The organism is Micromonospora sp. WMMD558, from assembly GCF_049315255.1.
GTDB lineage: Bacteria > Actinomycetota > Actinomycetes > Mycobacteriales > Micromonosporaceae > Micromonospora.
Window position 1 is genome coordinate 5,836,698 of sequence record NZ_CP186061.1, and the last position, 16,968, is coordinate 5,853,665.

The window sequence follows — 16,968 nt, forward strand, 5'->3', positions numbered from 1 at the left end:
TGCAAATATACCGCTTCGCAACTTCGCAAAATGCGGCGGAAAATTTCCAGAAATTGGCTCGTTCCGTCCCTCGACCCGCTGTCCAGGGCGTGTGAGCGTTGGCGACACCCCGGGGCCGGCATCGAGGTCCACCGCAACGCACGGCAGGTGCCGAGCGCCGGCGCCATCGAACTCCGAGGAGATGACATCATGCAGAACGCCGTTGAGCAGTTGCGCACCGAGTGGGAGACCGATCCCCGTTGGCAGGGCGTGCGGCGCAGCTACCGCGCGGAGGACGTGGTGCGCCTGCGCGGGGCGATCCAGGAGGAACACACCCTGGCCCGGCACGGGGCGGAGCGGCTGTGGCAACTGTTGCACAGTGAGGACTACATCCACGCGCTGGGCGCGCTCACCGGCAACCAGGCCGTGCAGATGGTCCGGGCCGGCCTGAAGGCCATCTACCTCTCCGGCTGGCAGGTGGCAGCGGACGCCAACCTCGCCGGGCAGACCTACCCCGACCAGAGTCTCTACCCGGCCAACTCGGTGCCGGCGGTGGTCCGCCGGATCAACAACGCCCTCCTGCGCGCCGCCCAGATCACCACCGCCGAGGGCGACACCACGGGAGCCGACTGGCTGGCGCCGATCGTGGCCGACGCCGAGGCCGGTTTCGGCGGTCCGCTCAACGCGTACGAGCTGATGACCGCGATGATCGCGGCCGGCGCCGCCGGCGTGCACTGGGAGGACCAGCTCGCCTCCGAGAAGAAGTGCGGACACCTCGGCGGCAAGGTGCTCATCCCCACCGGCCAGCACATCCGCACGCTGGAGGCGGCCCGGCTCGCCGCCGACGTCGCCGGGGTGCCGTCGGTGGTCATCGCCCGCACCGACGCCCAGGCCGCCACGTTGCTCACCACCGACGTGGACGAGCGCGACCGGCCGTTCGTCACCGGCGAGCGGACCGCCGAGGGCTTCTACCGGGTCCGGAACGGGGTCGAGCCGTGCATCGCCCGCGGCCTGGCGTACGCCCCGCACGCCGACCTGCTCTGGATGGAGACCAGCACCCCGGACCTGGAGGTCGCCCGTCGCTTCGCCGAGGCGATCAAGGACCAGTACCCGGACCAGCTCCTGGCCTACAACTGCTCGCCGTCGTTCAACTGGCGCAAGCACCTCGACGACGCGACCATCGCCAAGTTCCAGCGCGAGCTCGGCCACATGGGATACAAGTTCCAGTTCATCACCCTCGCCGGCTTCCACGCCCTCAACTACTCGATGTTCGACCTCGCCCGCGGCTACGCCACCGACGGCATGTCCGCGTACGTGGCGCTGCAGGAGCGGGAGTTCGCGGCCGAGCCGACCGGCTACACCGCCGTCAAGCACCAGCGCGAGGTGGGCACCGGCTACTTCGACCTGATCAGCACCGTGCTCAACCCGGCCGCCGAGACCACCGCCCTGCGCGGCTCCACCGAGGAGGAGCAGTTCGCATGAGGTACGAGGTCATCGGCCCGATGGCCGACCGGTTCGACCAGGTCCTCACCGCCGAGGCGCTGGACTTCCTGGTCGCGCTGGACAGCGAGTTCGCCGCCCGACGGGTGGCGCTGCTGGACACCCGGCGGGCGCGCCGGGACCGGTACGCCACCGGTCAGCTGCCCGACTTCCTCCCCGAGACGGCCACGATCCGCGCCGATCCCACCTGGCGGGTGGCCCCACCCGCACCCGGCCTCGTCGACCGCCGGGTCGAGATCACCGGACCGACCGACCGCAAGATGACCGTCAACGCGCTCAACTCCGGGGCGAAGGTGTGGCTCGCCGACTTCGAGGACGCCACTGCCCCGACCTGGCACAACGTCATCAACGGCCAGCTCAACCTGATCGACGCCCTGGATCGGCGGATCGACTTCACCGACCCGCGCGGCAAGCGGTACGCCCTCGGCGACGAGCTGGCCACGATCGTGGTCCGGCCGCGCGGTTGGCACCTCGTGGAGAAGGGGATCGCGGTGGACGGGCGGCCGATCTCGGCCAGCCTGGTCGACTTCGGGCTCTACCTCTTCCACTGTGCCCGGCGGCAGCTCGACGCCAGCGCCGGGCCGTACTTCTACCTCCCGAAGCTGGAGAGCCACCGCGAGGCGCGGCTGTGGAACGACATCTTCGTCTTCGCCCAGCAGTACCTGGGCCTTCCGCAGGGCACCATCCGGGCCACCACGCTGATCGAGACGATCACCGCCGCGTTCGAGATGGAGGAGATCCTGTACGAGCTGCGCGAGCACTCGGCGGGACTGAACGCCGGGCGGTGGGACTACATCTTCAGTGTGATCAAGAACTTCGGGCAGTGGCCGGACTTCGTCCTGCCGGACCGGTCCGAGGTCACGATGACGGTGCCGTTCATGCGGGCGTACACCGAACTGCTGGTGAGCACCTGTCACCGGCGGGGCGCGCACGCCATCGGCGGGATGGCCGCGTTCATCCCGAGCCGGGACCCGGAGGTCAACGAGGTGGCCCTCGCCCGGGTGCGGTCGGACAAGCGGCGGGAGGCCGGCGACGGGTTCGACGGGTCGTGGGTCGCCCACCCGGGCCTGGTCGACACGTGCCGGGAGGAGTTCGACGCGGTGCTGGGCGACCGCCCGAACCAGCTCGACCGACTCCGCGACGACGTCAGCGTCACCGCCGCAGACCTGCTCGCCGTCGACAAGACCCCGGGCCAGGTCACCGCCGCTGGGCTGCGGTCCAACATCGCGGTCGCGCTGCGCTACATCGACGCCTGGCTCGGCGGCACCGGCGCGGTAGCGCTCCGGAACCTGATGGAGGACGCGGCCACCGCCGAGATCGCCCGCTGCCAGACCTGGCAGTGGCTGCACCACGGCACTCCCCTGGCCGACGGCGGTTGCGTGACGGACGAACTCGTCCGGTCGATCCTCGCCGAGGAACTCACCGCCCTGACGACGGGACGCGAGGGCGCCGAGCGGGACCGCGCCGAGCAGGCCGCACGGATCGTCGAGGACACCGCGTTCGGCGAGGACCTGCCGGCGTTCTTCACCACCGGGGCGTACGCCCGGCACCTCGGCCCGAATCGCAAGCCCGACGTCTCCATCGGCCAGGACGGGCCCTAACCGCGGTCGGCGCCGCGCCGGAGCCGGGAGGGAGCTGTTGGTCCTTCCCGGCTCCTACCTCTGCTTGACGCGGATCGGGGCGGAGGTAAGTCCGGTACCGGCCCGGAATCGGGAGCACGATCACGCCAGCCGGTGGCCCGGGCCATAGGCCCGCCGCGCGAGGAGGCCTAGGATGCGAGGCGGTGCTGGTACGCGCGGGCCGTGACGGGTCCGGGCGTCGCAAGAGGGGAACCCGGTGTGAGTCCGGGACTGCCCCGCAGCGGTGAACGGCGCGTTCCTCGCCGTCGACAACCAGCGGCGCTGGCTGTTCAACCTCGTCGCCGCTGAAGAGGCCGACGATCTGGCGCAGGAGACGTACCTGCGGGCGATGCGGGCGATGCCGTCGTTCGCGGGCCGGTCCTCGGCGCGGACCTGGCTGCTCGGCATCGCCCGTCGGGTCGCGGTGGACCAGGTGCGGATGGCGATGTCACGTCCCCGCACGGTCCCCCTGTCGGACTCCCACGACACGGCTGACCCGAATCGCAGCGGCTTCGACCGGCAGGTGGCGCTGGAGCAGCTCATCGCCGCACTACCCGACGACCGGCGCGAGGCGTTCGTCGTCACCCAGGTGCTGGGGCTGTCGTACGCCGAGGCGGCCGAAGTGTGCGACTGCCCGGTCGGGACGATCCGCTCCCGGGTGGCCCGGGCCCGCGAGGACCTGATCGCCGCCGTGGCCGCGCAGCCCGCCGAACTGTGGCGCAGGCGGGACGACGCCGCCGGGTGAGCATCCCTGACCTGCCCGCCCGCGCCGAGACGCGGGAACCAACGAGGCGCGTCGGCCGACTACTGGTACATGGGGTGTGCGCAGTGGCGTGAGGTGTTGTCGGCCCAGCTCGACGGCGAGGAGAGCCCGGCCGAGCGGCTGGCGGCCGAGGACCACCTGGCCGGGTGCGGGGGCTGCCGGGCGTGGTACGACCGGGCCGCCGCGGTGACCCGGCGTGCCCGGCTTTCGCTCAGCGCCGACGGTGTCGACCTCACCGACGTGGTGCTGGCCGCCCTGCCCGCTCCGACGCCGTGGTGGCGCCGTTCGCACCGGATCACGGTGGGCCTGCGAGCCGCGCTGGGCCTGATCGGTGTGCTGCAGCTCGTGCTCGGCCTCGCACAGGTGGGCCGCAGTGCCGCCAGCACGCACGTCCACGCCGGCGGTCCGCTGTCCTCCGGGCATCTGTGGCACGAGTCGGCGGCGTGGAACATCGCGGTCGGCGCCGGTTTCCTGTTCGTGGCGGCCCGGCGTACCCCACCGACCGGACTGGTGCCGATGCTGTCCGCATTCGTCGGCACCCTGGTGCTGCTGTCGGTCAACGATCTCGCCACCGGCCGGGTGGATCCCACCCGGCTGGTCAGCCACGCCTTCCTGCTCGCCGGGTACGTCGTCGTCGTGGCCATGTCCCGTACCCGGACAGGGCCGGGTGCCCCCTCCGGCCGTGCCCGCCGGGACGAGAGCCGGTGGCGGCTGACGGAGGACGAGACCCCCGCCCCCAGCCTGCGGCTGCTGCAACCGCCATTCCCGGGCTCCGCCCACCACCGCCAGGACACGGCAGCGTGACCTGCGGGATATGTGACGAAAGTTACCGCGCCGACGGGAACTCCCGCTCGCGCGGATCCGACCACTCGAAGACACCCGACCTCTGAGGGGATCCTCCATGCCCACCATCACCACCGGCCGTCGGCTGCGCCCGGCCGTCCTGCTCGCCGCCGCCGTCCTGGTCACCTCCGTCGCCGGTTGCGGGTCGTCGGACGACTCGTCGTCCGCCACGCCCACCGCGTCGCCGACGGCCGCGGCGTCGGCGAGCACGGCGGCGGGTGTGCTCGGCATCCGCGATCCGTGGGTGAAGGCCGCCGACACGGGCATGACCGCCGCGTTCGGCACCCTCGTCAACGACGGGGACAGCGACGTGACGATCACCGCCGCCGCGACCGAGGTGTCACCGATGGAGCTGCACGAGATGACCATGAAGGACGGGAAGATGGTCATGCAGGCCAAGCAGAGTGGCGTAGTGATCAAGGCCAAGAGCGAGCACGTGCTGCAGCCCGGCGGCGACCACCTGATGCTGATGGACCTCAAGCAGCCGGTGAAGGCCGGTGACGAGCTGACCTTCACGCTGACCTTCGCCGACGGCCGGACCCAGACGTTCACGGCGGTGGCGAAGCCGTTCACCGGCGCGCAGGAGAGCTACGCCCCCGGTCACGGCCAGCCGATGCCGGGCGGCTCGGCCAGCCCCAGCCCGGCGCCGTGACCGGCACGCCGACGCCCCACCGGGTGAGCCGGCGTGGCCTGCTCACCGGTGGGGCGCTGGCCGCCGGCGGCACGCTCGCCGGCGCCGCCGCCGTCACCGCCGCCCGTTCCGACACTCCCGTCGTGCGTCCCGCCGACCCGGTCCCGGTGGCGGCGGTCGGCACCACGGTCGAGCCGTTCCACGGCACCCGACAGGCCGGGATCGCCACCGAACCCCAGGCGCACGCGGCGTTCGTCGCGTTCACCCTGAAACCAGGCACCGACCGGGCAACGCTGGGGCGGATGCTGCGGCTGCTCTCCGACGACGCCGCCCGCCTCACCCAGGGCCGCCCCGCCCTCGCCGACACCGAACCCGAACTCGGGCTACTGCCGGCCCGGCTGACCGTCACCTTCGGCTTCGGGCCCGGCCTCTACCGCGCCGCCGGCCTCGAGGACCGCCGACCGCCGTCGGTGGCCGACCTGCCGTCCTTCCGCATCGACCGGCTCCAGCCCCGCTGGTCCGGCGGGGACCTGCTGCTGCAGATCTGCGCCGACGACCCGCTCACCGTCGCCCACGCCCAACGGGTGCTGGTCAAGGACAGCCGGCCGTTCGCCACCGTCCGCTGGGTGCAACAGGGCTTCCGCCGCGCCGCCGGCGCCGAACCCGGCCACACGCAACGCAACCTGTTCGGCCAACTCGACGGCACCGCCAACCCGAAACCCGGCGGCCCCCTGGAGAGCGCCGTCTGGGTGACCGACGGCCCCGACTGGCTACGCGACGGCACCACCCTCGTCGTCCGCCGCATCTCGATGAACCTGGAAACCTGGGACCTGCTCGGCCGCACCGACCGGGAACTGGCCGTCGGCCGCCGCCTCGACACCGGCGCCCCGCTCACCGGCACCGCCGAACACGACGAACCCGACTTCGCCGCCCTCGGCCCCGACGGACTCACCGTCATCCCGGACTTCTCCCACCTCACCCGGGCCCACGTCACCGACGACCGGCTCAAGATCCTCCGCCGCCCCTACAACTACGACGGCCTACCCGCCGCCGACGGCACCGCCGACAGCGGACTGATCTTCGCCTCCTACCAGACGGACATCGCGGAACAGTTCCTGCCCATCCAGCGGCGCCTCGCCGAACGGGACCTGCTCAACGAGTGGACCACCCCGATCGGCTCCGCCGTCTTCGCCGTCCCGCCCGGCTGCCCCGACGGCGGCTGGATCGGCCAGCAACTGCTCGGCTGACCACACCCATCAGGAGAGACATGCGCACCAAGGTTCGCCGCCCGACAGTCGCCGGCCTCGCCGCCGCGCTGACCGTGGCGGCACTGCTGCTCGTACCGGCCGCGCCGGCCGCCGCACACAACACCCTGAAGGCCGCCACCCCGGCCAAGGACGCCCGGCTCACCGAGCCGCCGACGCAGATCACGCTCGAGTTCATGCAGAAGCTGAACCCGTCGTTCACCACCATCACCCTGTCCGACGCCGCTCAGCAGAAGGTGCCGACCAGCGAACCAGCCGTCACCGGCACCAAGGGCACCATCACCATCGACCAGGCTCTGACCAACGGCGCCTACACCGTCGCCTACCGCGTCGTCTCCGCCGACGGGCACCCGGTGCAGGGCTCGTACCGGTTCACCGTCGCCGACCCCACCGCCGGCCCCGCGGCGACCGCACCGCCCACCCCGGCCACCTCCGCCCCGGCCGCCGCCTCGACCGCCCCGTCGGCCAGCCCGGCCGCCGCCTCCCGAGACTCCGACAACGGCCCCGGAGCCGTGGTCCTGGTCGGCGGGATCCTCCTGGCGGCGGTGGTCGTCGCGGGAGCCGTCGCCCTGGTACGCCGACGGTCCCGATCGTCCTGACCCGCACCGGCGGCACCGTCCGCCGGCACCCGCCGATACCGGGGCCCGGCGTCCCGCTGCTGGCAGCCCGTCTCGCCGTGCCCAGTCGCTGCCGCCGACACGAACCCGGCCCTCGCCGACTCATCGAAACCAAGGTCAACCACGTGCCCGACACCGTTTCCTCCCCGGCCCAGCCGCCCCGGCACCTTCCGCCGGTGTCGCGGGTCGAGCGGACCAGCCGCCCGGCCGAGCCGGACCGCTCCGCCGCCGACGCAACGCTGCTGGCCGTCGCGGCGCTGGTGGGGGCGTTGGGCGTACTCCTGACCGGGTTGCGGGCCGGCGGCGCGCTGGTGGCAGCGATCCCCGGCCTGCCGGACCCGGGGCCGGTGACGACCTGGGCGCTGCCGGTAGTCCGGCTGCTCGCCGACGGGCTCGGCACGGTGACGGTGGGGCTGGCGTTCACGGCGGCGTTCCTGCTGCCCGGCGACGGGCCGAGCCTGTCGGCGTACGGGTGGCTGCTGCTGCGCCGCGCGGGCCTGGCGGCGGCTGGTTGGGCGGCTGCCGCCCTGGTCATGGTCGTGCTGACCGTGTCGGACCTGCTCGGCGTGCCGGTCGACCGGCTGGGTGCGGCGACCGTGGTCAGCTTCGCCACCTCGATCTCGCAGGGGCAGGCGCTGCTGCTGCAGGCCGGCCTGGCGTCGGCCGTGGCGGTGCTCGCCCGGGTGGGCGTGTCCCGGGGGCTCGCGGCCGCCGGGGCGCTGGTGGCGCTGGTCGCCGTGGTGCCACCGGCGTTCACCGGGCACGCCGCCGGGGCTGGTGACCATCAGATCGCGGTCTCCAGCCTCGTCCTGCACGTCATGGCCGCCGCCCTCTGGGTCGGCTGCCTGGTGGCCCTGCTGATGGTCCGTCGCGGCCGGCACCTCGCCGACGCCGCCGGCCGCTACAGCCGCCTGGCGCTGGGCTGCTTCGTCGCGGTCGCGGTCAGCGGCACCGTCAACGCCGCTGTCCGCCTCGGTGGCCTGGAGGAACTGTGGCGGTCCCGGTACGGCTGGCTCGTGCTGGGCAAACTGGCCGCGCTCGCCGTGCTGGGCGTACTCGGCGCCGCACACCGGGCCCGGGCGCTGCCCGCCCTGCGGGCCGGCCGTCGGGGTTCGTTCACCCGGCTGGCGGCCGGTGAGGTCGTCGTGTTCGCGGCAACCCTCGGGCTGGCGGTGGCGCTCTCCCGCAGCCCCACCCCGGTCACAGAGGACCCCGTGGCGGCGGACCCGGTCACCGAGGTGCTCGGCTTCCCGATGCCCGCTGCACCCACCGCCGGACGCCTGCTGGGCCAGCCGCTGCCCGACCTGTTCGTGTTGACCGTCGTCGTCCTGGGCGCCGCCGGCTACCTGGCCGGGGTGCGGCGGCTGCACCGGGCCGGGCACCGCTGGCCCGTCGTCCGGACCGCGAGCTGGCTCGCCGGCCTGGCCGTACTCGGCGCGATCACCGGCCTCGGCGTGGCCCGGTACGCGTACGTGCTGTTCAGCGTGCACATGGTGCAGCACATGGTGCTGTCCATGCTGGTGCCGATCCTGCTCGTCGGCGGCGCCCCGATCACCCTCGCCCTGCGGGCGCTCCGCCGCCCCGCCGACCCGCAGCTGCGCGGTGCCCGGGAGTGGCTGCTGCTCGCGCTGCACAGCCGGCCCGCGAAGCTGCTCACCCACCCCCTCGTAGCGCTGGGAATCTACGCCGGCAGCCTCTTCGGCCTGTACTTCAGCGACCTGCTCGGCACGCTCATGCGCTCCCACCTCGGCCACCTCGCGATGCTCGGCCACTTCGTGCTCGCCGGGTACCTGCTGTTCTGGGTGCTCATCGGCGTCGACCCGGGCCGCCCCCGGGTGCCGCACCCGATCCTGGTGCTCGTCCACCTGGCGGCGATGATGGCGCACGGCTTCTTCGGCCTGGTGCTCATGCAGACCACCACCGTCATCGCCCCCGACTGGTACCTCGCCGTCCACCCCGAATGGGCGTCCGCGCTGCTGGCGGACCAGAAACTCGGCGCGGGCATCGCCTGGGCGTTCGGGGAGATTCCGGCCGCCGTCGTCATGATCCTGCTGGTCCGGCAGTGGGTCCGCGCGGACCAGCGCGAGCAGGCCCGCCTCGACCGCGCCGCCGACCGCGCCGAAGCCACCGGCGAGGACGACGACCTCGCCCGTTACAACGCCTTCCTCGCCGCCGCCCGCTCCCCCCGCCGGTTCGACGCGAGCTGACCGGAGCGGAGCCGGGAACTTTCCGGGGCCTCCGCCCGACTACTGGACCGGGAGACGGAGACCGGGCAGCCCTTGGCTCGATGGGCACGAGCTACCAGACCCCTGACCTATGAGCCTGATCGGAGTAGTTCATGTCCGTCACCGAACTGCCCGGCGACCGCCCGGCGGAGTCCGCCGCCGCGCCGGACACCGCACGACCCGCACGCCGGCTCACGCCGTTCGCGGCGATGCTGACCCGGCTGCATTTCTACGCCGGCATCCTGGTCGCCCCGTTCCTGCTGATCGCAGCCGTGACCGGCCTCGCGTACACGATCACCCCGCAACTGGACCAGGCGCTCTACGGCAACCAGCTCACCGTCGCCGTCGTCGGCGACCAGCCCAGGCCCCTCGCCGAGCAGGTCACCGCCGCCCGGACCGCGCATCCCGACGGCACCCTCGCCGCCGTGTCACCCGGCACCGGCGACAAGACCACCCAGGTGGTGTTCTCGTTGGAGGAACTCGGCGAGAAGCAACACACGGTGTACGTGGACCCGTACACCGGCGAGGTCAAGGGCCAGCTCACCACCTGGTTCGGGTCCACCCCGGCCACCACCTGGCTGGACGACCTGCACCGCAACCTGCACCTGGGCGACCTCGGCCGGCACTACTCGGAGATCGCCGCCAGCTGGCTGTGGGTCCTCGTCCTCGGTGGCGTCATCCTGTGGTGGCGTCGACGCAGCGCCACGCGCGCCCGGGCGAGACACCTGCTCGTGCCGGACCTGTCCGTCCGCAAGGGAGTCCGCCGCACGCGTGGCTGGCACGCCACCACCGGCGTCTGGCTGGCTGTCGGCCTGCTGTTCCTGTCCGCCACCGGACTGACCTGGTCCCGGTACGCCGGCGCGAACTTCGGCACCGGCCTGGACGCCCTGCGCGCCGGCACCCCGGAGATCTCCACCGCCGTCGACGGAACGCCCCCGACCACCGGCGGCGGTGAGCACCAGCACGGCGGACCGACCAGCGGCGCCGCGGACAACCCGGCCACCTACGACAAGGTGCTGGCCACCGCGCGCGACGCCGGCCTCTCCGGACCGGTGGAGATCAGCCCCGCCGGGGAACCCGGCACCGCGTGGACGGTCACCCAGGTCGACAACACCTGGCCCGTCGCGAAGGACCGGATCGCCGTCGACCCGGCCGCCGGTCTGGTGACCGCGCGCAGCGACTTCGCCGACTGGCCGCTGCTCGCCCAGCTCAGCAGCCTCGGCATCCAGGCCCACATGGGTCTGCTGTTCGGCCCGCTCAACCAGATCCTGCTCGCCGCGCTCGCCCTGGGCCTGCTCTGCGTCATCGTCTGGGGCTACCGGATGTGGTGGCAGCGCCGTCCCACCCGCGCCGACCGCCGCGCCCCGCTCGGCGCACCACCCGCCCGGGGCGGAGCCCGTGGACTGCGGTGGTGGGTGCTGCTGGCCGGCGTGCCGGTCACCGTGGCCGTCGGCTGGGCGTTGCCCTGGTTCGGCGTCACCCTGCTCGGTTTCCTCATCGTCGACGTCATCCTCGGCGCGATCGCCCGCCGACGCCGCCCCGCCGTACCGGTCTCCCCGGCTCCGGCCGGCAGGTGACCCACCAGGCTCCTCGGCTTGAGGGCCTCCGCCCACCGAGGGATCGCGGCCGCCACGGCTGACGGTCCAGCGGCGACCCGCTGAAACGTCGTCGGGAACTTTTCCCGGCCCGGTGCCGACTACTTGCTGAGCCACACCGCCCCATCCGCCCACTGCGGCTCCGCGCGGAGCCGTCTTGTCGAAGGGATCCACGTCATGAGGACCGCCTTGCGGCGTACGGCCCAGGCCGGCGCTGCCACCCTGCTGGCCGCCGGTGCCGTGCTGCTGACCGCCGCGCCGGCCGCCGCGCACGTCACCGTCACCCCGACCGTGACGGCGGCCAATTCCTACACCGTCCTCACGGTCTCGGTGCCGCACGGCTGCGACGGCGCCGGCACCACCAAGGTCGCCGTCAAGATCCCAGAAGAGATCATCTCGGTGACGCCGACCGTCAACGCCAACTGGACCGTGTCGAAGGTGATGACCGACCTGAACCCACCGGTCAAGGACAGACACGGCAACGAGATCACCCAGCGCGTCTCCGAGGTCGTCTACACCGCCAAGGCACCGCTGCCCGATGACCTGCGGGACACCTTCCAGCTGTCGCTGAAGCTGCCGGACACGCCGGGCAAGACGCTGGTCTTCCCGTCCGTGCAGACCTGCGAGAAGGGCGAGACGGCCTGGGTGCAGGTGCCCGCCGACGGGCAGAACCCGGACGACCTCGAACACCCGGCTCCCGGTTTCACAGTGACCGAGGCCGCGAAGGAAGGCGCCGCCGATCCCAGCCCCGCGGCCGATGTGGCGCTGGCCGGCGCGGAGAGCGACGCCGCCGATGAGCAGAGCGGCGGGACCAGCACGGTGAGCTGGATCGCGCTCGCGGCCGGCATCCTCGGCCTGCTGCTCGGCGGATTCGCCGTCCTGCGCCCGTCCATCGCCCGGTCCCGCGGCACCGACGCCTGACATGCCGATCCCGGTCCGACGCCCGCCAGCCCGGCTGGCGGGCCTCGCCGGTGCCCTGCTCTGCGGGCTCCTGCTGGCGCTCGGGCCGGCGGCACCGGCCCACGCGCACGCCACGCTGCTCGGCACCGACCCCGCCGACGGTGCCGTGCTGCCGAGCACACCGGCCACGGTCACCCTGACCTTCAACGAACCGGTCCAGGTCCGCGCCGGAGCCGTCCGGCTGCTCGACGCCACCGGGGCCGAGCAGCCGGCGGCCGTGCGTACCGTGGACACCCGGGTCGTGCTCGACGTGCCGCCCGGCTTGAGCGACGGCAGCTACGTGGTCACCTGGCGGGTCATCTCCGCCGACAGTCACCCGGTCGCCGGCGGGTTCACGTTCGCCATCGGTGCCCCCACCGCCGGCGCGATCGACGCCGCGACCGTCCCGGAGCCCAGCCGCGGCGTGCGACTGACCCGCCAGCTCACCGAAGCGCTCGGCTACACCGGCGTGCTCGGCGGCGCAGGCCTGGCCGCCTTCGCGTTCCTGCTGCTGCCCGCCGCCGCCGGCGCCGTGGTCCGGCGCCGGATCTACGCCCTGCTGCGCTGGTCGGTTCCGGTCACCGCGGTCACGGTGCTCGTCGCCTTGCCCGTCGTCGTCGCCTGGCAGGACGGTGCCGACCTTGCCGCACTGGCCCGAGCGTCGACGTGGCGGACGGCGCTGGGCACCGACACCGCGCTCGCCGCGCTGCTCGCCGTCGCGGGCCTGGCCGTGGCGCTTTTCGCCGCTCACACCACCCGGTCACAGACCCGGCGGTACGCGGCAACGGCCGGCCTGGCCGGCGCCGCGCTCGCCGTGGGATCGCTGGCCCTGACCGGGCACACCCGTACGTTCGGCCCCGCCGTGCTCGTCCTCACCGCCGACCTGCTGCACGTGGCCAACGCCGCCCTCTGGCTCGGCGGGCTCATCGGACTCACCCTCCTGCTGCTGCCCTCCTCCCAGGCGACACCAACGGCGGCGGCGACCGCCATCACCGCGTTCTCCCGGGCGGCCGCATGGCTGGTCGCCGCCCTCACCATCACCGGTGTCCTGCTCGGCTGGCGCATCGTCCAGACCTGGTCCGCGCTGTTCGGCACCGCGTACGGCACCGCCCTGCTCGTCAAGGGCGCATGCGTCGCCGTCATCGTGGGGATCGCGGCCTGGAACCGCTACCGGCTGGTTCCCCGGATCACCGCCGCGGACGGCACGGGCCCGGCGTGGTCGGCGCTGCGCCGAACCGTACGAGCCGAAGCCGGGCTGCTCGCCGTCGTCATCGCCACCACCGGCGTGCTGGTGACCCGGAGCCCCGTCGAGGACGGCGACCCGTCCGCGCCCCCCGAACGCCCCGCGTCCGTGGAGCTCACCGCGCAGCTCGGCAACCACCGCGCCGCCATCGTGCTGACCCCGGGCGCCACCGGCGTCAACGCGCTGCAACTGACCATCCTCGACGGCGAGCGCCGACTGGTCGAGCCGGTCACCGCGCCGGAACTGCGCTTCAGCCTGCCCGCCCAGAACGTCGGTCCGCTCGAACGCTCCGTCTCCCGCACCGCACCCGGGCGCTACGAGGCCGTCGCCGAGTTCCCCCTGCCCGGCCAATGGATCGTCGAGGTCAGCGTCCGCACCTCCAAGTACGAGAACCCGGTCGCCCGCATACCCGTGGAGATTCCATGAAACGCCCGGTCGGCCGCGTCGTCGCGGCCCTGGCCGCCGCGGCGGCGGTCCTCCTGCTCACCGGCTCGCCCGCCACCGCGCACGTCCTGCTCGCCAAGGCACAACCCAACGGCGACGGCAGTACCACCCTCACCTTCACCTTCGACCACGGCTGCGGCGAATCACCCACCACCGAACTGATCGTCTCCCTTCCGGCTGGCGCCACCCCAGCCAGCCGCACCGAACAACCCGCCGGATGGACGGCGAGTACCGCGCCCAGCCGGGTCACCTGGGCCGGACCCGGGCTCAAGGCCGGCGCCGAAGCCGCGTTCTCCCTCACCACCCGCCTGACCGGCACGATCGGACAGCCACTGCGCTTCCCCACTGTGCAGCGCTGCGCCAACGGTGCGGCGTACGAATGGACCGACCCGCAAACCGGCGACGAACACCCCGCGCCCAGCCTGATCGCGACCGGTGCGATCCTGGCCCCGATCCCCACGGCCACGCGGGCCGCTACCGCCCCGGCACCGGGCACCGGCGGTGCCGCCACCCTGCCACAGGCACTCGGCGCACTGGCCCTGTTCGTCGTCGCCGCCGCGACGGCGACCGCCCTCGCCCGTCCTCGCCGGCACCCGGCATCCTCACCCACGCACACACGCGACAGCTCGGTGCTCTGACACCGCAGCGACAGCAGCCGGACACCGCGCCGAAGCCACCAGATGTCCCACCGCCGTCATGCCGTGATCGCGGTCGGCACGTTGCGGGCTTGCGGCCCCATGCGGAAGTCGACGTCGATCTGCGTGCTGAGATCCATGCCCGCGCGTTCGTTGGCCCAGGCTGCCGCGTTGCGCCGATGGAACTCGTGGGCCCACCGGGTGAAGGCGGTCCAGTCCTGGACGCTGCGGTCGACGGCCTCGGTCAGCTGTCCCAGCACGGCCCGGTTAGCGGCTTCCAGCTCGTCCAGCGGCCCCACCGTGCCGCGTTCGGCCCGGCGCACGTACGCCGAGCGGCTCACCCAGGTGAGGAGGTCCTGGCCGACGTGCTCGCGGAGGAACTCGACATCCGACGCGTCCTCGACCTTGTTGCCGACGACGGACAGCGCGACTCCGTAGTCGCGGGCGTAGCCGGCGTACTGGCGGTAGACGCTGACGCTGCGTACCGTCGGCTCGCAGACCAGGAAGGTGCGGTCGAAGCGGGTGAACAGCCCTGAGGCGAACGAGTCGGCGCCGGCGGTCATGTCCACCACCACGTACTCGCCGGGCCCGTCGACCATGTGGTTGAGCAGCAGTTCGACCGCGCCGACCTTGGAGTGGTAGCAGGCGACGCCGAGGTCCTCGGCGGTGAACTCACCGGTCACCGCGAGCCGCACCCCACCTACCGGCCGGACGCACGACTCGTAGATCGGGTTGTCTTCGACCACGCCCAGCAGGCGCGAGCCGGTCCCCGGCGGCGTGGTCTTCACCATCTCATCGGCGGAGCCGATGCGGGGATTGTCGCCACGGAGGTGTTCCTTGATCACGGGCAGGTGTTCGCCGAGCGGGGTCATCGTCGCGGTGGCGCCCTCCGGTCCGCCGAGGGCCACTGCGAGGTGTTGGTTGATGTCGGCGTCGATGGCCAGCACCGGCCGACCCTGCGCCGCGAGGTGGCGGGCGAACAGCGCGGCCAGGGTGGTCTTCCCGCTGCCGCCCTTGCCGACGAACGCGACCTTCATCGCACGACCCCCGCAACGCTAACGGTAATCGTTTGCATGTACGGCACTGTAACCGGTCGCGCGGTGGTCCGGACGGCGACCCGCCAATGTGTCCACCGATCGGCAGGCGACCGTCCGTGGTGAGCGGTCACAGGTGCCGGTCGGCGTCGGCGCGATGTCACGCTCGCCGCGGGGGCGCCTCGGCCGACAGGCCCAGCACGTCGACCGCGATGCGGTGGATCGTGTCGAGCGTACGGTCGCGTCCGCCGGCGCCCTCCACCATGAGCAGCAGGTGCCGCACGCCGGGCAGGGTGGCGGCCTGGTCCAGGATCTCCCCGCAGCGGCGGGGCGAGCCGACCGGGTGGATGGTGATGAGGCGTTCCACGTAGGCGTCCAGATCCCGGTGGCTCGCGGGGGTGCTGTCGAGGCGGACGTACTCCCGGGTGCCGGCGAGCAGCGCCGGGAGCCCGGCGCGGACATCGTCGGCGGCCTGCGCGTCGCTGTCCCCGACGTGTGCCAGGTGGGCGCTGGCGTGGCCGACGGGGTGCCCGTCGTGGCCGTGCGCGGCCGCCACCCCGGCGTAACGGTCGAGCATGTCCGCCTTCTCGGCGAGGTCGGCGTGCAGCCCGAGCAGCAGCGGCATGCCGTGCCGCGCGGCGAGGTCCACCGTCTGCGGTGACGTCGCCGCGAGCCATACCGGTATCCGCCGTGCGGGACGCGGCACGACCGGCACCGGCCGAAAGGGGAATCGGTCGTTGCCGGCCACGGTCGCCACGCCGGACAGCCACCGGTCCAGCAGTTCCAGTGCGTCGTGAAAGCCGGTGTGGAAGCGGTCCAGGCCGGTGCCGAACACCTCCAAATCGACCCACGGGCCGCCCCGGCCGACCCCGAGCCGGAACCGGCCGCCGGACAACTCGTCGAGCAGCACCGCCTCCTCGCCCAGAGCGACCGGGTGACGGTTCGACAGGATGCAGGCCGCGGTGCCGACGGCGATGCGTGCGGTGGAGCCGAGCAGGTGCGCGGCGAAGGTGGTCGCCGAGGGACACACGCCGTAGGAGATGAAGTGGTGTTCGGCGATCCAGACCCCGGCGTATCCGACGGCCTCGGCGGCACGGCCGTACTGATGGGCGTCGGCCAGAGCCGTGGCGTGAGTGCCGCCCGGGCGGTGCCCGGCGAGCAGGAACAGGTGGACGTCGACGTCCCTGCCTGCTCGCCGGGCGGCAACCGGGTCAGCAGTCACGCAGCTCGGGTGACTGGTTGAGCAACTGGCCGCGGGTGGAGACGAAGCGGCGGTAGGTGTCCGAGTCGACGGCGGCCAGGCGGAACGCCGCAATGCGGTGGCAGTTCTGGAAGGCCAGTTTGACGCCGAAGTGGCGCTCGAGACTGGACCGGATGGCGTCGCTGGCCAGGGCGCGCAGGAGTTGGCCCCGCTCGGCCTCGCTCGGCGGCGGGATGACGTTGTCGGCGAACTCGCCGTCGGACGACTCCAGCTCCGCCACTACCCGACTGACGGTCTGCCAGGCGTACGGCAGTGAGTCGCGGACACAGGCCACGAACTCCTCGTCGGCGACGGGCCCCGATTCGGCGGCCTGCAACAGGTTGGGTGGCACGGTGAGAGACATGCTCCTCCTCACACGATAACGATCACAATTGT

General features: G+C 72.9%; 14 protein-coding genes, 1 pseudogene and 1 riboswitch. Of the genes and pseudogenes, 12 read left to right on the top strand and 3 right to left on the bottom strand.

Annotated elements, in window-relative coordinates; translation table 11 throughout:
• Positions 1 to 189: 189 nt before the first annotated feature.
• The 12 genes and pseudogenes from aceA to ACN26Y_RS27710 all read left to right on the top strand — a co-directional run bounded on the left by aceA (position 190) and on the right by ACN26Y_RS27710 (position 14,301).
• Positions 190 to 1,461: an isocitrate lyase gene (gene aceA / locus ACN26Y_RS27655; RefSeq protein ID WP_155333076.1), complete on the top strand. Its 1,272-nt coding sequence runs from the start codon at positions 190 to 192 to the stop codon at positions 1,459 to 1,461.
• Positions 1,458 to 3,080: a malate synthase A gene (aceB, locus tag ACN26Y_RS27660; protein ID WP_422733768.1), complete on the top strand. Its 1,623-nt coding sequence runs from the start codon at positions 1,458 to 1,460 to the stop codon at positions 3,078 to 3,080. The genes aceA and aceB overlap by 4 nt, the downstream gene beginning before the upstream one ends.
• A 182-nt stretch (positions 3,081 to 3,262) precedes the next feature.
• Positions 3,263 to 3,394: riboswitch (cobalamin riboswitch) on the top strand.
• Positions 3,352 to 3,843: pseudogene (locus ACN26Y_RS27665) on the top strand (sigma-70 family RNA polymerase sigma factor); the annotation flags it as partial. Its footprint overlaps the riboswitch before it by 43 nt.
• A 69-nt stretch (positions 3,844 to 3,912) precedes the next feature.
• Positions 3,913 to 4,665, top strand: coding sequence for a zf-HC2 domain-containing protein (locus ACN26Y_RS27670; protein WP_155333079.1), 753 nt, complete (start codon positions 3,913 to 3,915; stop codon positions 4,663 to 4,665).
• Positions 4,666 to 4,762: 97 nt separating this feature from the next.
• Positions 4,763 to 5,356, top strand: a complete 594-nt coding sequence (locus ACN26Y_RS27675) for a copper chaperone PCu(A)C (RefSeq protein WP_155333080.1) — start codon at positions 4,763 to 4,765, stop codon at positions 5,354 to 5,356.
• A gap of 23 nt (positions 5,357 to 5,379) precedes the next feature.
• Entirely contained in the window at positions 5,380 to 6,582 is a 1,203-nt protein-coding gene (locus tag ACN26Y_RS27680) for a Dyp-type peroxidase (protein ID WP_422734976.1), read from the top strand.
• Positions 6,583 to 6,602: 20 nt separating this feature from the next.
• Positions 6,603 to 7,199, top strand: a complete 597-nt coding sequence (locus ACN26Y_RS27685) for a copper resistance CopC family protein (protein WP_155333081.1) — start codon at positions 6,603 to 6,605, stop codon at positions 7,197 to 7,199.
• 143 nt (positions 7,200 to 7,342) lie between these two features.
• On the top strand, positions 7,343 to 9,424 hold the full coding sequence (locus ACN26Y_RS27690) for a cytochrome c oxidase assembly protein (protein ID WP_422733769.1): 2,082 nt from the start codon (positions 7,343 to 7,345) through the stop codon (positions 9,422 to 9,424).
• A 131-nt stretch (positions 9,425 to 9,555) separates the two neighbouring features.
• A complete protein-coding gene (locus ACN26Y_RS27695) occupies positions 9,556 to 11,019 on the top strand; it encodes a PepSY-associated TM helix domain-containing protein (protein ID WP_155333082.1) in 1,464 nt (487 codons plus the stop codon).
• Between the two features lie 195 nt (positions 11,020 to 11,214).
• A complete protein-coding gene (locus ACN26Y_RS27700; protein ID WP_422733770.1) occupies positions 11,215 to 11,958 on the top strand; it encodes a YcnI family protein in 744 nt (247 codons plus the stop codon).
• Position 11,959: 1 nt separating this feature from the next.
• Complete coding sequence (locus tag ACN26Y_RS27705) at positions 11,960 to 13,645, top strand: copper resistance protein CopC (RefSeq protein ID WP_155333084.1); 1,686 nt, start codon at positions 11,960 to 11,962, stop codon at positions 13,643 to 13,645.
• Positions 13,642 to 14,301 (top strand): DUF1775 domain-containing protein, encoded by a 660-nt coding sequence (locus tag ACN26Y_RS27710; protein ID WP_422733771.1) that lies wholly within the window; start codon positions 13,642 to 13,644, stop codon positions 14,299 to 14,301. The genes ACN26Y_RS27705 and ACN26Y_RS27710 overlap by 4 nt, the downstream gene beginning before the upstream one ends.
• 56 nt (positions 14,302 to 14,357) lie before the next feature.
• Here ACN26Y_RS27710 and ACN26Y_RS27715 read toward each other — a convergent pair whose 3' ends face one another.
• The 3 genes from ACN26Y_RS27715 to ACN26Y_RS27725 all read right to left on the bottom strand — a co-directional run bounded on the left by ACN26Y_RS27715 (position 14,358) and on the right by ACN26Y_RS27725 (position 16,936).
• Positions 14,358 to 15,335 carry an AAA family ATPase gene (locus ACN26Y_RS27715; RefSeq protein ID WP_155333086.1) on the bottom strand — a complete coding sequence of 326 codons (978 nt, stop codon included), beginning with the start codon at positions 15,333 to 15,335 and terminating at the stop codon, positions 14,358 to 14,360.
• Positions 15,336 to 15,492: 157 nt separating this feature from the next.
• Positions 15,493 to 16,554, bottom strand: coding sequence for an LLM class flavin-dependent oxidoreductase (locus tag ACN26Y_RS27720; RefSeq protein WP_422733772.1), 1,062 nt, complete (start codon positions 16,552 to 16,554; stop codon positions 15,493 to 15,495).
• Entirely contained in the window at positions 16,544 to 16,936 is a 393-nt protein-coding gene (locus ACN26Y_RS27725) for an SCO5389 family protein (RefSeq protein WP_366600745.1), read from the bottom strand. The genes ACN26Y_RS27720 and ACN26Y_RS27725 overlap by 11 nt, the downstream gene beginning before the upstream one ends.
• Between the last annotated feature and the right edge of the window lie 32 nt (positions 16,937 to 16,968).